Below are 16,167 nucleotides of genomic sequence, written 5' to 3' on the forward strand. Positions count from 1 at the left end.
CCCGGGCCAGGTGAGGCCCGGATGCAGGGATTTCCTACCCCCTGATGCGGCCTGTCCGACAGCCAAGCAAGGCGGCCGCCGATGCCCGGCGCCGAGCCTGCGGGCGACACTTACTCACACCGCCACGGACAAAGGATTGCCCGATGAACAGAACCTGCCGCGCCGCAAAGCACACTCGCTGCCGAGGCTTTACGCTCCTGGAAGCCAGCATCGTTGTGACCCTGGTCAGCCTCGGGGTCGCCGTTGCCATCCCTTCCTATCACGGCCTACTCCAGCGACAGCGGGAAAGCGCCACGACCAATCTGATTACATCGTTCATGGCGTCCGCCCGGAGCACGGCGATCAGCTACCACACCCCGACCGTGGTGTGCCCGTACGACGGCCTGAAAGGCTGCCGCGCCGACAGCGACTGGACGCAAGGCTGGATGATGTTCTACGACCCGGACGGCAATCGTCAGCCCGATCTCCCGGATGAGATTCTTCGCATGGAACATGCCCCTCGCGATGCCGGCCTACGGATCGTCTCCACCAGCGGCAGACCGCGCGCCACCTTCCTGGCCAATGGCAGTGCGGCGGGCAGCAACCTCACAATTCGCCTGTGCCAGGGCAGCACTACCCGCGCGGCCGTGATCGTCAATCGCAGCGGACGCGCCAGGGTCGAGCGCGCGCCGGATGACGGGGCGTGCGCGGATTGAGGTCGAAACAGGTCCCGTCCGGTCCGGGACAAGCCGCACAAAAAAAGGCCTGCATTGCTGCAGGCCTTTTCCTGAATCTGGCGCCCGAAGTTGGACTCGAACCAACGACCCCCTGATTAACAGTCAAGTGCTCTAACCGGCTGAGCTATTCGGGCGGGGGCGCAAATTGTAGACGGTCGCCAGATGTTCGGCAACCGTCCGATTGCATCGGCGAATCGCGGTCAGAAGCAATCCGGGTTGTTGGCCGTCCCGCTCGCGCCCGAACCACGCGCGCCAGCCTGGTTCAGGGTCAGCGTGCCGCAGCTGTCCTTGTTCTGGCCCTGCGTCGTGGTCGGTGTGGCGGTGAGCGTGTAGGTGTTCGCCGCCTGGTTAGAGATGGCGATGGTGTATTGCGCGGTCCCCGTTCTGGGAGATTGGTTTGTCAGCCCATTGACCGCCGCCATGCTGGTGCCATACGAGTTGTTGACTGTGTGATATCGCTCGAGAATCTGCGCCGATTCCACCAGATCCGCCTTGGCCTGCGCGCGTCGCGACTTACGCACCTGGTTCTGGTAGGAGGGATACGCGATAGCGGCGAGAATGGCCACAACCGCAACGACGATCATGAGCTCGACCAAGGTGAAGCCCTTCTCGCGGCCTAGTTGCCGCCCCTCCCCAGTGACAGTACGGATCTCGCCAGTCGCTACTTGGTGTCGCACTTTCATCGCAATTGTCTCCAGGACTGCCTTCCACAGACGCGCTGGATAGTCAGCGACTGGGTCGGATTGATTGGATCGACCACCACCTCGCTGCATGTGCCCGTTGGCGAATCAGGGACGCAGTCAGGATCGGCCGGGTTGCAGTAGGTGGGCAACGTTGGGCTGGGCTGGGTCACGCCTACTCCCTGGCTGGGCGCACCACTCCCCGACGACACACCGCCGGTGCTGCCGCTTCCCACGGGCGTATTGTCAGGTGCGACCGCCACTTGGCCAAGCGCGGCCGCGCCGGAGAGCGGATTCAGCCCGTAGAGCCAGTTGGTGCCGCCTGGCACACAGTCCGAACCGACGCTGGGAATGTAGGTCGGGAAATAGATCTTGCCGCTCTGGATACGCGGATTGCCGATCATCCGCTCGCCGGTGAGCACGTACTTTCCGTTGGTGTCCTTGACCGCCAGATCCATGTACCAGCCCCGCTGCGCAAGGAAATTGACCGCATTGCTCGACACACTGCGCGTCGGTGGCGTGGTGTTGTCATCCGACAGAATCTGCTGCTGAGCAAGGACCCCGCGTCCGGTGACCGTTGACGACCCGTTGTCCCAGATTCCGTACACCGTCTGCAGATCCGTCGTGTTGTTGTCCCCCGTGGCGAAATACCGGCCTGTCCCGAAATAGACCATGTAGCCGCCGTTCGGCCCCACCGACAGCTCGAGCCCGCCCGTGATCGGCTGGCGATTGCCACTGGGATCCTTGGCGGTGAACAGGGCATTGCCGCTGTAAGCCACATTCCAGGACGCCGCTGTGGCGCCACTGAGGTCGAACTTCCACACGTTGCCCTGCAGATCGCCGCCATAGACACTGTCCACCAGGCCATCGCCGTTGGTGTCGGCCACTGCGATATTGCCCAGCCCGTTCATCGCATTGGTGTTGAGCAGATCCGAGACCTTCCAGTTGGGCTTGACCCTGGCTAGTACCGCGCCGGATTCCACGTCGACCACGAACAGCACCGGGTCCCCGTTGGTACTGTTATACCCATTGCCAAACAGCGCCACCCATTTCCCGTTATCCAGCGGGACGACGACCGGCTGCCCCATGACCAGACCGATATCGGCGGCAACCGCGGGGGTGCTGCTCTTGTCGTTGACCTCCCAGAGCACGTCGTTGGCACCGAACGAATCCGGATTGGTCACGTTGAGACCAAAAGCGCCCTTCTGGCCCGCACCGAGTCCTCCGACCAGGACGGTTCCCCAATTGCCGGTCGTGGCCATCAGGGCGTCGGCGACGGTCAATTTTCCGTCGACGTAGTAGCGATGTGAATAGCTGCGATTGGCCAGGTAACCGAGCCCGGTCAGACGCGTGCGTCCCAGCAGCGAGTTGGGAACATAGGCAAAGGATTCGACACCCGCATCATTGAAGGCATGCAACATACCGTCGTTGGCACCTACGAAGGCATATTCGCGCTTCGAAGCCTTGCCGTTCACGTAGCTGGTGTAAGCCGTGCGCTGCGCCGCGCTCAACCCACCGGCTGAAGACCAGCCGAAGTCGGAGCGTTTGCTTGAGACCACCGGCGCGGAGTTGATGATGTCTCCCATGATGCTGCTGCGCGTCCGGTAAGGCGCAGAATTGAGGGTCGTACCTTGCGCCGTCTTGTCGCCACGCAAATATTTCACGATCGAATCGGCCGACATGCCGCTACCGAAGTCGACGTTGAATTCCCCTTCGGTGGGGTAGCCCAGCTGCGCCAGCACTTCAGCTCGCGACGATCCGAGGTTGGTAGCGCGGAACTCCTTGACGACGGTTCCCCTGTTGGCCGAGGCGACCGGCGCCAACGCCGTATAGATCTTCCGCGCATCCACACCGGCTGAAGTGCTCGGAAGGAGCGCAGCCGCCGACCAGAGCTGCGTACCAAGCAAGCCGGCAGAGGTGAGCCGGAATGCCTTGAGGTCGCCGATCCAGTCGACGCCATTGGGGCTGGCATAGGAGGGCAAGACCGCGAAGGAGTTGGACGACACCTGCGCACCGGCAATCGCCAGTGAGCCGCTGTTCGCTGAGTCAGCTTGGATAGTGTCAAACGCCTTTTCCAGCTGCGGACGCAGATAAAGCGGATTGGTCACCAGGAAGTAGTTATCGGGGGTGCCGTTACCGTCCGCGTCCCATTGCGCCGCACTCGTGATCACGCCATTTTTTCCGGTATCGGCAAAACCACCGAATTTTGCGGCATACCACAGCGGGTCTTGCAACTGAACCGCCGTCGATGTCGCAGAAGGCGTAAAGGTTCTGGACGCATTCAGCGTCAAACCCGCATTGCAGGGCGCAGTCCCCGTCGCCCCGGGCGTCGCACAACCGCCCGCATCGACGCCCGCTGGCGTATTGAGGGCGTAAACAGACGTGTTTTGCGCACTGTCAGAATCACGCACCTCCAGATAGACGCCGTCCTTGGTTGTGCCCGAGATCACATAACCCAGGTTTTGGTTCGCACTGCCGGCCGCATATTCGGAGGTGAGATTGACGGTGACCGTCTTGTCGGCATTTTGGGTAACGACATAGCGCACGATAGCATCCATATCGAAGTCGTTACCCTGCTCCACATCCTCATAGCTGATGCGGAAAGATGCGTAGGGACGACCGCCGTTGACGTCATCCTTGGTTGTACCGTTCAGATTTTCGATCTGCTCGATATACAGCGCCACGATGGTGTTGGTCGGTTTGCGCGTGTCGCCGCCGAAGGTGCCGCTGACCGTCTTGCCGAACGGCAGGATGGTGATGTTGCCAAACTGAAACTTGGGTAGCGGCGAAGCCAATGCAATCGCATAGGTGTTGATCTTCTGATCACCCGCTGCGGCACTGACGTCATTGACATGACCATAGCGCGCCACGCTCGCCGAATAATACGTGCCGTTTTTGGTTGGTTCTTCCGGCGACAGGCCGCGGATATTGCCAAACGAGGTGGCGAGCTTGGGCGTCGGCGCGCCGTCGGTGACGCCACCCACGTCGCCGATGAACACATTGCGGCTGCCGCCGAACTGCTGGTTCCAGATCTCCTGTCCCTCTGCTGCCGCAGAGAACGCCTTCAGGGTCGAAGGCGTATCGCCAGTGGTTGCGTTCGCGTTGAAGGCGCTGCCCGGTAGGTCTCCATCGTAACTCGGATTGATGTCGCTAATGATGGTCTGATACGGCTTGGCGCAGAACGGATAGCCACCGTTCTTGCGATAGGGATCTACCCAGCTCGGGCTCGGCAGGCCCATTGCGACCTCTTCCGCAGCTCCATTGGAGCTGGCCGGACTGTTGGCGAAGCGCGGCGTCGGTGTGGAAGCACCGGCGAAGTAGCGCATCGACTCATACAACATCTCCGCAATCGGATTGCCCCACATGCGGCAGTTGCCGTTGCTGATCGGGTTCGCGGACCCGCCACAGTTCCCTTTGCCGTTGCCCCAGTTGAACGCAGTATCCGAGTTGTAGTTGTTGGTGACGCTACCACCGTAGGCGCCACCAATCATGCGCAGACTGCTGATGGTCTTGGCGATACCAACGACGCTATTGAACTGCCCCGTCGTCGGATTAATTTCATCCGAAAAACTTCCGATATTCCTCCTCAGCACACCGCCTTCGATGTTGTTAGGCTGGGAGCCGGTGATCAGACCGAAATACATCCGGTTCTCTTCGCCGTAGTCATGCAGGATGCCCGTGGGCTTGTAGTTGCCATTGGGATACGCCTTGCACGTATCGTCCCGCACGGCGGCATTGTTGGTGCAGACCTGCACGCGCACCCGGTAATCCTGACGCGTTACAGGATCAGTGGACGGCGTCAGATTGTAGGTGGCGATTGAGAGCGAGCCATCCACAAAGCCGGCCGTCGGGTTGAGCGGACCTCCGTTGTATACCGGAACGATCGTCCAGTTGCTCCAGCCGCCGCCCCCGAGCGCGGTCCGTTCACGCCGGAAACGTAGATAGAACGCTTCACCACCAGCCGCCTCCTCCATTCGGAAGCGGATGGTATAGCTTTTGCCCTGACCCAGATTCAAGATGCCAGTTGAATAATTCTGGCAGTTGCAGGCGCCATGACCTCCGTAGTAGCCAGCCCGACCAACAACATTGTTCCCATTAAGGATCTGAACGTCGACCGCGTCATCGCCATCCACGGCGAATTCGTACCGGCCAGTTTCTAATAGGCCAGTCTGCAAGGTATTGAAAGTACCCTGCATGATGGTCAGAAAATTGTCGTTGGCGCCGTAAGGATTGCAGTTACTTGCGCAGTTGATCGTGCTGCTCGAAATAACGCCACTGCCGAACTGATACGCTGGTTTGGCGTAATTAGTTTCCATCGTATCAAATGCTGCACGATCACCGGGATGACCCGGATAGGCCTGCGGTGTGCCGGCGCTTGTGCAGTCCACACGCTGGTTACTGCTGTTGAAGCATTTATTGCCGGCAACCGGGGCCTCGATGGAGAGCCAGTTGTAGACACGAGTGGATGTATTTTGCAGCACGCGGAACAGCGGGCCGTTGTAGCCGGAACTGGCGAAATCCTGGGTGGTGGTGATCGCAAACAGATGGTACTTACCCGAGCTTGGCAGTCCAAGCGGTGCGTACTTGCGGATGTCATACCCGTCGCGGTCGATGCTCTGGTATTCCTTGCCCCAGCTGTGGCCGTCCTGCGGGAAGAACGAACCCTCCAGCACTGTCTTGTCGGCATCATCCACCGCGCGGTAGCCGCCATAGAGCACCTTGCGCAGGGCATCCATGCGGGAAGTGGTCAAGTAATTGAGGAAGTCACCGCTCCAGTAGGTGCCGCCACAGGTCTTGTCCGCGGTGTAGGACTGGGGGACAAACTGCCCGGACGCGCTCTCGCCCGTGGTGCCGGACCAGGCATAGCAGACATACGAATTGAAGTACCCGTAGTAATCAATCTTGTACTTTGACTCGCCTTCGGCGGGGTTTGGCTTGAGAACGTAGCCGCGGTAACCGACGTCCAGGATGCCGTCGCCATCCAGGTCGGAGGTATCGTTGTAAGCCGAGAAGTAGATCTTGTGGTCCTTGCCCATCACCAGCATGTTCAGTGGCGGCAATGCAGTCTTGGTGAACAAGGGCGCCTGGGCTACGGGAAGCTGGGTGGGCGTGGCCTGGGTCAGGGCCTTGCCGACGAAGACCAGCAATCCGAGCAGCAGCAGCGCAGGCAGGAGATGGCGGATGCGCATGACGTGTGCCTTCAGGGCTTGATGAAGATGGTGTCGACCGCAGCGGCCGAACTGGAATCGGCCACCGAGTCGCGGTCGCGACTGAACGCCGTCGTGCGGAACATATTGCATAGTTCCTTGTCGGCGCCTGCCTTGGCGCTGCATTGCGCGGTGCAAATGCTGATGTTGACCGTGCGTGTATCGCTCACTGTCGTCGCCGGAATTGCGTTGGCCCATACAGTGGGATCGACCGGGTTGGCACAGTCTTCATATGCGTAGGAGGTGCCATTGGTGATGTCGGCCTCACGCTGGCGAATATTCCCCTCAGCGCGTTGAAACGCCATGTTGGCGGACTGGAAGTTCGCAGACATGCGCTCCTGCATGGTTGCAACCTGCATCCCGACGATTCCGATCAGGGCCAGCAGAATGAGCATGATCAAGGCGATGTACAGCGCCGCACCGGATTGCGCACGACGTGGGGCCATGATGCGAGAATGGCGCTTGGGAGAGGTCATGATCAATTTCCGAACAGCCGATTGCGCAGGGCGATGGTGGTGTCATAGCCATGCCGGTAGTTACCGTCGGCCGGTGTATTCATCGTCACCCCCATGACATTGATCGCTTGGACCGGCTGGCCGACGACCGCCCGGTCGTTTGTTCCCCGGATCAAGAGGCCCAGCTGGACGCTCCCAACTCGTCGCCAACGCTTGGCGCTGGTGATTCCGGCCGCTGTATTCGGCAGCGGAGTTCCGATATCAGCCGCCGAAGCGGTCTTGTTGATCAACCCGCTGGCAAAGGCAGCTGTGAGCGCCGCAGAGTCCTCTCCGTAACGCAACTGCATCGATTCCACGCCTTCAACCATTTCTTCCTGCACCGCCTGCAATGCCCCCCCCGCCGGCGCCGTCCAGCGCACGCGATACAGCGACGGGACATTCGTCGTCGGATTAAGTGCGACGAAATAGGCCATGGTTTCGGCCCGATATAGCCAGGTCTGATTTGGCGCGTATGAATAGTTCTCCGTCACCAAGGCGTTATCGCTGGCAACCGTATAGCCGAGCGCCGTCTGGTTGAGCCCAGTGACGTTGACATTCATGGAGGTGTTGCCGGGTGCGGCAGACGCCTGGAACACCGAAGTGGCTCCGCAGTTGCCGATCGCGAATAGGCCGGCCGATCCGCCTGTGGCGACCTTGCTGCTGTCGGCGGCACTTTCACTGGGGTAGCCCAGGGCGGAATTCCCGGTCGTGGTGACCGCCATTGATGTCACCGTGGTCTGGATCGGCGACATGTAGCGCAGGACGATGATGTCACTGCCACGAATGGGCTTGGGATTGATGGAGTTGTCGGTGAGCGCCGTTGGGAGCGCAGGCGTCCAATCCCCCGCGCCGCCCGCCGCCGGCGTGGTGGCCACGGTCAGAATGTCGTCGGGCGAGGTATTGTTTGCCTCGAAGCCTTGGATCGAAATATCGAAGCGCAACGGAAATGCCAAGCTAGAGGCATCGTTGGCCTCGCGCTGGGCGCTGGTCATGAACAAGGAGCGAATATTGCCCCCCGTGATCTTCCCAGCGGCATCGGTCGAATACAGCGACTGATCGTTGACGCAACCGGCATGACCCGCCATGCGGATATCCCGCTGCAGGAAATCCAGGGAGAAGCGCGCATTTTCCTGGTTGCGGGCAACGCCCTGCGACAGTCTGTAAGCGGCGCTGGATGCGCTGAAGACCTGCACTAACCCCAGGATCAGGATCAGGCCGATGGTGATGGCGATCATCAGTTCGATGAGCGACAAGCCGGCCTGATGGCGACGCAACGCGGGCATGGTCCTGGACGTCATAGGCGGCTCTTCAGCTCGATCTGGCTCTTTTGCTTAGCGGCATCCTGCTCCCAGTAAGCGTCCGTCCAACGCAAGGTGACCGTGACCTCACCGTCCGCGGCCAGCGCAACCTGGGCGTCCCCATCAGGAAAGGCGCGACGCACCTCGCAGCGCCAACGGGCGATGATCTCGTTCGGTGTCGCGCTGGATGTCCGCTTACAGGCGTCTTCGGTGCCCGTGATGCTACCGAAGCTGCCGTAGGTGATGCCGTTGTAATAGGAGGCCTGCGAGCGCTGGGTGCGCATCATATCGACCAGTTCATAGGCCAGGTTGGTCGCGATCGTGCGGTCCTGCGCGCTCTTGGTGAAGCGCACGCTCATGGTCTGCAGCATTGCGAAACCCAGCAGGCCCAGCCCCATGATGAGCACGGCGATCATCACCTCGATCAGGGTGAAACCGGCATGCCCGCGACGCCCGATGCGCCTGCGCAATGAGTGGCTCATGGGCAATTCCCCTTCTGTGACCGCACCTGTCCGGTACTGGTCATTGTGATGGTGTTCCTCAGCTGCTGGCCGGCGGGGCACGGATTGCTTGCAAGCACCATGGCACCGGCCGCGGTGGACGGAACGCCTCGCGCGTCGAAGCGCAGTGGCTTGACGCCGACCGTGACGCTGATGGCGCCACTGTTGGCGAAATAGCTGATCACGGTTTCGCCTGCATCAAGTACCCCGTTGCGATTGGGGTCACTCCACACCAGCCAGCCCGCGTTCCAGTCATTGCCGCAGGCAGTGCCGTTGGCGCTAGGACACATGCCGGCGGCTAGCGTGCTCTTGATGGCCTCGCTACGGGCCATCGCGATGGCCGCCGTGAACTGGTTGCTGGTCGTGGCCAGACGATTGGACCGCAGTGTGTTTTGGAAACTGGGCAACCCAATGGCCAGCAGCACCGCCGCAATGGCGACCACGACCATCAGCTCAAGCAGCGTGAAGCCGCGCAATTTGAAAGAACGCCCCATCCCCAGATCCCTGTATGCCCATTCCGGCTCATACAGCCTACCCGGGCATCACCGTGCGACACAGGCCGGTTCGATGAACGGTAGCAAACCCGGGACGGACGCACGGGCGCTTCGCCGAGACGTCGCCCCCCCCTTCCGAGAAACGCGGCGACGCCAGGCAGGCCGGGTCAGGTCACTACGCGATAGCAAGGCTTGTAGTCGCCGGCGATCTTCATGCGTCGCTGGGCGACGAAGGCCTGCAGCAGTGCGTCGAGAGCCGCCATGATATCGGGATCGCCATGGATCTCGAACGGGCCGTGTTCCTCGATCCGGCGCATGCCGTCTTCCTTCACATTGCCGGCGACGATGCCGGAAAACGCACGGCGCAGGTCGGCCGCGATGGCATGCGGGGCGCGCCCGTGGTGCAGGTCGAGTTGGGCCATGGCCTCGTGACTGGGCACGAACGGCTGCTGGAACGCCAGCGGGATATCGATCGCCCAGTTGAAGTAGTAGGCATCCTTGACCGCCTTGCGATGCTCACGGACCTTGGATATCCCCTCCCTCATGACCTGGGAGACCGCCACCGGGTCGCCCACGATGATCTGGTAACGCGACGCGGCGGCCTCGCCCAGGGTCATGCGGATGAACTTGTCGATCTGCTCGAAATAAGGCGCGGCCACCACCGGACCGGTGAGCACCAGCGGGAATGGCAGGTCGGCGTTTTCCTCGCGCAGCAGGATGCCCAGCAGGTACAGGATCTCCTCCGCGGTGCCCACCCCGCCCGGGAAGACGATGATGCCGTGCCCGATGCGGACGAAGGCCTCCAGGCGCTTCTCGATGTCCGGCATGATGACCAGGTGGTTGACGATCGGGTTGGGCGATTCGGCCGCGATGATCCCCGGCTCGGTGATCCCGATGTAGCGCGTCTGCTTCTGGCGCTGCTTGGCGTGGCCAATCGTGGCGCCCTTCATTGGCCCTTTCATGGCGCCGGGTCCGCAGCCGGTGCAGATGTCCATCCCGCGCAGGCCAAGCTCGTAGCCGACCTCCTTGGTGTAGAGGTACTCCTCGCGGGAAATCGAATGCCCCCCCCAGCACACCACCAGGTTCGGCTCGGCGGGCTTGAGGATGCGCGCGTTGCGCAGCTGCCCGAACACCGCATCGGTGATGCCCGCCGAAGTCTCCAGGTCGGCCGCGTACTCCTCGCCCAGCTCGATGGCCATGTAGGCCAGATCGCGGACGACGGCGAACAGCAACTCGGCGACGCCACGGATGATTTCGCCATCGACGAAAGCCATGGCCGGCGCATTGACCAGCTCAATGCGCACGCCGCGGTCGCGCTGCAGCACCTGGATGTCGAAATCCGGGTACAGGTCGCGCGCGGCACGCGGGTCGTCGGAGGCACTGCCGCTGGTCAGCACGGCCAGCGCGCAGCGCCGCAGGAGCTCGTGCATGCCACCGGCGGAGGCATCGCGCAGGCGCGCCACTTCGGTCCGGGAGAGGACATCGAGCCCGCCGCGTGGATAGATTCGGGTACTCACGACCGGGAGCGCCCGGGCTGCCGCTTCACTCATCTGCGTGTTCCTGATTCTTCTCTTTGTCTGACCGATGACTTTAGCGCAGGCTGGCATTGCCGGATATGTCGCCACCGCCAGACGCAAGAACGGCCGGGTCTCCCCGGCCGTTCGTCTTGCGATCCAGCGTGGCGCCGAGCTTAGAACTCGTAGCGGAAGCCCACCTGGGCCGACCACTGCGAAATGCCCTGATCGAAGCCATCGGCGTCGCCGTTGGCCACGGTCGGCTCGTCGGCGCTGCTGAAGTTGTACACGTACTTGCCGTCGGAGATGCCCACCAGGCGTGCAACGCGCGCGTCAGCGTAGAAGCCGTAGTCGATCACGTGGCCCCAGTCCTTGTTGATCAGGTTGCCGACGTTCTGGATGTCCAGCCACACCTGCGCCTTGTGCCCCTTCATGAAGCCCGGGATTTCCTGGCTGATGCGCAGGTCGAAGGTGTTCACCCAGCTTGAGCGGAAGCCGTTGGCAGGCGCGTAACGGCCCTTGTACTTAGCAAGGTCCGGGTGATCTTCAAGCCATGCGTAGAACTTCTGCTCCATCGCCGGATCGGCCACATAGGCACCGTTGGTGATGGACCCGAACAACACATCGCCCTGACCGGACGGCACGTAGAACAGATCGTTGTTGCTGCGGTTGTCGCCGTTGGCGTCGCCGTTGAAGACGTAGCTGTAAGGACGGCCGCTGCGGCCTTCGTACACCAGACCGACCTGGGTCTGGTAGTCACCGAAGAAGTTGTGGTTCCAGTTCAACGAGCCAGAGAAGCGATCGTGGATCTCGTAACGCGAGGTCTTGGCCACGTCTTCGCCGGAGTTGAAGCTGTACTGGTAGGTATAGCCGGAACTGGCCGTCGAGCTGGTCAGCGGACCGACTTCCTCGGCGTCGGTGTAGGTGTAGCCCAGGCTCCAGGACCAGTCGCTGTTCGCAGTCCAGGGCTTGGTCAGCGAGACGGTGAACTGGTTGGTCTTGCCCTTGCTGGTGTTGTCGATCAGGTACACATAGCCGAAGTCGCGATCACGGTCATAGCGCGAGCTGGTGAAGGCGGCCTGATTGGGGTTCCAGTACAGCGTGCGGCCGTCCGGACCTGTGAATCCTGGGCCCAGGTTGAGGCTGCGGTAATACAGCCCGTTCTTGACCTTGGTCATCAACAGCTCGGCCGAGGCAACGATGCCGTACCAAGGGGTCTCATGGTCAATCGCCAGGTTGGCCTTCCAGGTGGACGGCAACTTGAAGTCCTTGCCCGACGTGAAGTTGGCATCGAACACGGTCGAGGACGGGTCGGTCGGTCGCGGCTGGTTGAGCCCGTCGCCACTGAATGGCAGCGTGGTGTAATCCGGGCCGTCCCCGCTTAGGCTCTCGAAGTAGGCGATGTAGTTCGCCGCACCCGCGTTCGCGTAGCTGTTGCCCACCCACACCGACGGGGCAGCACCCTGGAACAGGCCCACGCCGCCGCGCAGCTGGGTCGGACGCTCGCTCTCGAAGTTGTAGTTGAAGCCGAAGCGCGGCTGGATCAGGAACGCATCGTCAAACACCTGGGTGTTGTCGTATCCGAAGGTCTCCTGCACGCCCGGAGCCACTGGCGGTCTGGGGCTGGTGCTCGGCTTGTCCGCACGCAGGCCAAAGGTCAAGGTGAGGTTGTTCGTCGCATACCACGTGTCCTGCACGAACAGGCCCAGGTTCTTGTCGTGGAAGTCAGCGGCGATCGAATTGGGCGCGGTCTCCGCATGGAGCGCGTAGGTGCTCCAGCGACCGGCCTCGAAGTTGTCCAGGCCGTAGAAGGTATAGACGCCGTAGGACTGCTGGCCGAAGTAGTTGTAGATGTCGTTATCGCTGTACTGGGCACCGAACTTGATGTCGTGGTCGCCCAGGGTCAGCGTGCCGGCCCCGTAGTAGTCCCAGGTCTTGGTTTCCAGGACATTGTTCTGCGAGTACTGCTCGGTCCCCAGGTAGATCGAGTCGCCTGACGGCGAGGTCAGGTTCTCATTGCCGCCAAAGAAGATCTGCACGCTCGGCGCGGTGGTCGGCGTATTGCGAACCGCCGAGTAGTCGCGATACGAGACCTTGAATTCGGTGGAGAAGTTGTCGCTCCAGTCTGAGAACAGCTGACCGACGTAGCTTTCCACCGTCTTGTCCTGCTGGTACCAGTACGAGCTCAGCGAGATGCCGCTGTTGCTGATGCCATTGATCCGCAGCTTGCTCTGGTCCAGCTTGCTGTAACGGAAGTTGGCACGGTGGTTTTCGCTGATGTTCCAGTCCAGCTTCAACGCGTACTCTTCCAGATCGGTGTCGCCATTGCTGTCCAGCGTTCCGGCATCGATGCCGTAGCCGGCGGCGATGCTCTGCGCACGCGTGATCTGATCCATGGTGATCCCGCCATCGCCCAGCGGCGTGGTGCTCGGATCGAAGCCCGGGGCCTTCTGTTTGAACTTCTCGTAGTTGGCGAAGAAGAACAGCTTGTCCTTGACGATCGGGCCGCCGAAGGTGGCACCGTAGGTCTTCTCCGAATCGAAGCCGTTGAACTTCTCGCCTTCCGGATCGTCGCCGAACCAGCTGCCATCGCGCATGTAGCCATAGATGGAGCCGTGGAACTCGTTGGTGCCCGACTTGGTGACGGCGTTGACCGTGGCGCCGGTGGCGCTGGTCAGACTGACGTCATAGTTGGACAGGTCGATGTCGATGGCCTCGATGGCCTCCATGGACACCGGCTGGCGGCGGGTCGGCATGTTGTTGCCTTCCAGGCCGAAGGTATCGCTGGCCGAGACACCGTCGATGTTGATCGAGTTGTAGCGCGGGTTCTGACCACCGGCCGAGATCATGCCGGACGCGCGATCGACGAACGCAACACGCGGATCCAGACGCATGAAATCCTGGATGTTGCCGCCGATCGAGGGCAGGTCCTCGATCTTCTGCTGGTCCACGCTGGTACCGGAACCCATCTTGGTCGCACTGAAGACGTCCGAACCGCCGGCATAGCCGATGGCCTGGACCGACTCCAGATTGGTCACATCCCCGGTCAGCGACGCATCGACCGTGTTGACCTGGTTCAGGGTCAGGTAGACGCCGTCTTCAGTCTTGGTGCCTTCGCCGGGCTTGGTGATGGTGACCGTGTACGGGCCGCCCACGCGCAGGCCGCGGGCGGTGTAGCGGCCGCTGGCATCGGTGGTGGCGCGGCTGACCGTTCCGGATTCCACGTGGGTGATGGTCACCTCGGCGCCGGAGACGGGTGCACCACCCGGACCGATGACCGTACCGCCGACGCCAGCGGAGGTGCTCTGCGCCATGGCGGGGGCGGTGGCCAGTATGGCCAGGAGGCCAAGGGCCAGTTTGGAAGTCCGGATACGGCGATGTTGGGTCATTGCGTCTGCCTCGAAGGTTTGGGCGGTCAGAAAAAAATCGTGCTGGCCGGCCACGCTTCTGGCGTGGCTCTCATGGACTTGCTAGTGATGTGCCCCTGGAACGCGTGACAGGCACGACTGTCACGGGTTAACGACAGGTTAACACGTTAAAGCCAAGTTGTGACGGCTTCGTGACGATTTTTCGCAACGCAACATACGGCATTCAATCGAGCCGAAAATTCCTGCAAAATCATGACGTTACGGAAAAATAAAACCAGGCACAGCATGTCGTTCGCGCGTGCGCTGCATGCCTTTCGACGAATGCTGTGACAGAGCTGCCATCAGAGGATCGGCCCCCGCGGGAAGCCTGCCCCCACCGGTTTGATCCACGTTGCGTGCGCGATGACGCATGGGAAGGAAGCTGACGTCTGAAGCCACGTGCGGCGAAAGTCGACCCGCTTCAGGTGCGGCTTCGGAGGCGGGGCCGTTCCACCTGTGCAACGCCAGACCCTGATCGTCAGCCTGCACGCTCGGATCTGGACCGCAAGGCGCGGCGACTGAATGTCAGGAGAGCGCTTCTAGATAAGTCCCGATGCCATCGAGCAGCATCTGCACGGAGATCGCCACCAGCAGCATGCCCATCAGGCGCTCGATCGCGGTCAGCGCGCGCATGCCCAGCCATTTGTAGACCAGGGTGGCCGAAAAAAGGATGACCGCGGTGCCCAACCAGGCGATGCCCAGGGCCAGGCTCCAGCCGAGCAGACGCTCGGGCTCGTTGCTGCCCATCAGCATTACCGCGGCCATGCCGGACGGACCAGCCACCAGCGGGATGGCCAGCGGGACGATGAAGGGCTCGCCGCCCGGAATCTCGCCCATTAGGCCTTCCGGCCTGGGGAAGATCATGCGGATGCCGATCAGGAACAGCACGATGCCGCCGGCAATCTGCACCGACTCCTGGCGCAGGTGCATCCACTCCAGGAAGTACTTGCCGCCCCACAAAAAGCCCATCAGCACCGCCAGCGCGATCAACATTTCGCGCAGCAGCACGATGCGCTGGCGCTGCGGCGGCAGCGGGCGCAGCACCGACAGGAACACCGGGATGTTGCCCAGTGGATCCAGGATGAGGAACAGCAGCAGGGCCGCGGAGAGGATGGTCATGCGAGGGGGTTCCAGACCTGGCCGCGCCGGGAGGCGCCCTCAGGCGATAACAGGGTGACGCAGTGACGTGCGTAATCGCTGGCATCGGCCAGCGCCGGGTCGGTATCTTCGGCGTAGGCGCGCGCGCGAAGCCTGGTCCGCATCGGTCCAGGCTGCAGCGCGGCCACGCGCACCGGGCTGGCGGCCAGTTCCTCGTGCAGCATGTGCACCAGCCCACGCAGTCCCTGCTGGGCCAGACCGTAGCCGCCCCAATAGGCGTGTGCGATGCGCCGCGGGTCGTCCAGCGCGAAGACCAGTGCACTGTCGGGCGCGGCGCGCAGGAGTGGCAGGCAGGCTTGGCTGAGCCACCAGGCCGCGGTGAGGTTGACGTGGATGGCCCGGGCGAATGCGGCCGGATCGGTGTGCTCAAGCGGGGTCAACCCGCGGAACTCGGCCGCGCAGTGCAGCACGCCATCAAGCCGCCCCAGCTGCGAGGCGATGCGCTGCGCCAGTTCGGCGTAGTCGTCGGGGGCGGCCCCTTCCAGGTCCAGCGGGTACATGACCGGCTCCGGCCCTAGCGCCGCGCAGACGTCATAGACGCGATTGAGCTTGGGGGGCCGGCGCCCGAGCAGGATGACGGTCGCACCGGCCTGGGTGCAGGCCTTGGCCGCCGCCTCGCCCAGCCCCCCATGCGCGCCGGTGATCAGGACAACGCGCCCGGCGAGAACCTGTGCCGCGCGCGTAGGCACCTCCAGCAAT

The 16,167-nt window shown here is 62.2% G+C and carries 11 protein-coding genes and 1 tRNA gene; 1 reads left to right on the top strand and 11 read right to left on the bottom strand.

Annotated elements, in window-relative coordinates; translation table 11 throughout:
• Positions 1-143: 143 nt before the first annotated feature.
• Positions 144-695 carry a GspH/FimT family pseudopilin gene (locus PJ250_RS01050; protein ID WP_271646713.1) on the top strand — a complete coding sequence of 184 codons (552 nt, stop codon included), beginning with the start codon at positions 144-146 and terminating at the stop codon, positions 693-695.
• Between the two features lie 78 nt (positions 696-773).
• Here the strand turns inward: PJ250_RS01050 and PJ250_RS01055 are convergent.
• From PJ250_RS01055 to PJ250_RS01105, 11 genes are all read right to left on the bottom strand, one after another.
• Positions 774-850, bottom strand: a tRNA-Asn gene (locus tag PJ250_RS01055).
• Between the two features lie 66 nt (positions 851-916).
• Positions 917-1,300 (bottom strand): type IV pilin protein, encoded by a 384-nt coding sequence (locus PJ250_RS01060; protein WP_271648477.1) that lies wholly within the window; start codon positions 1,298-1,300, stop codon positions 917-919.
• Between the two features lie 95 nt (positions 1,301-1,395).
• A complete protein-coding gene (locus PJ250_RS01065) occupies positions 1,396-6,585 on the bottom strand; it encodes a pilus assembly protein (RefSeq protein WP_271646714.1) in 5,190 nt (1,729 codons plus the stop codon).
• A gap of 11 nt (positions 6,586-6,596) precedes the next feature.
• The gene (locus tag PJ250_RS01070) at positions 6,597-7,079 is read right to left on the bottom strand and encodes a pilus assembly PilX family protein (protein ID WP_271646715.1); all 483 of its coding nucleotides are present in this window, start codon (positions 7,077-7,079) and stop codon (positions 6,597-6,599) included.
• Between the two features lie 2 nt (positions 7,080-7,081).
• Complete coding sequence (locus PJ250_RS01075) at positions 7,082-8,380, bottom strand: PilW family protein (protein ID WP_271646716.1); 1,299 nt, start codon at positions 8,378-8,380, stop codon at positions 7,082-7,084.
• A gap of 11 nt (positions 8,381-8,391) precedes the next feature.
• Positions 8,392-8,865 carry a type IV pilus modification protein PilV gene (pilV, locus tag PJ250_RS01080; RefSeq protein WP_271646717.1) on the bottom strand — a complete coding sequence of 158 codons (474 nt, stop codon included), beginning with the start codon at positions 8,863-8,865 and terminating at the stop codon, positions 8,392-8,394.
• A gap of 8 nt (positions 8,866-8,873) precedes the next feature.
• Complete coding sequence (locus tag PJ250_RS01085; protein ID WP_271646718.1) at positions 8,874-9,389, bottom strand: GspH/FimT family pseudopilin; 516 nt, start codon at positions 9,387-9,389, stop codon at positions 8,874-8,876.
• Positions 9,390-9,556: 167 nt separating this feature from the next.
• The gene (gene ppnN, locus PJ250_RS01090) at positions 9,557-10,939 is read right to left on the bottom strand and encodes a nucleotide 5'-monophosphate nucleosidase PpnN (protein ID WP_271646719.1); all 1,383 of its coding nucleotides are present in this window, start codon (positions 10,937-10,939) and stop codon (positions 9,557-9,559) included.
• Positions 10,940-11,079: 140 nt separating this feature from the next.
• The gene (locus tag PJ250_RS01095; RefSeq protein WP_271646720.1) at positions 11,080-14,292 is read right to left on the bottom strand and encodes a TonB-dependent receptor; all 3,213 of its coding nucleotides are present in this window, start codon (positions 14,290-14,292) and stop codon (positions 11,080-11,082) included.
• Between the two features lie 543 nt (positions 14,293-14,835).
• Positions 14,836-15,429, bottom strand: a complete 594-nt coding sequence (locus PJ250_RS01100; RefSeq protein ID WP_271646721.1) for a MarC family protein — start codon at positions 15,427-15,429, stop codon at positions 14,836-14,838.
• Positions 15,426-16,163, bottom strand: a complete 738-nt coding sequence (locus tag PJ250_RS01105; RefSeq protein WP_271648478.1) for an SDR family NAD(P)-dependent oxidoreductase — start codon at positions 16,161-16,163, stop codon at positions 15,426-15,428. The genes PJ250_RS01100 and PJ250_RS01105 overlap by 4 nt, the downstream gene beginning before the upstream one ends.
• Positions 16,164-16,167 lie beyond the last annotated feature (4 nt).

The organism is Pseudoxanthomonas sp. JBR18, from assembly GCF_028198165.1.
Lineage (GTDB): Bacteria > Pseudomonadota > Gammaproteobacteria > Xanthomonadales > Xanthomonadaceae > Pseudoxanthomonas_A.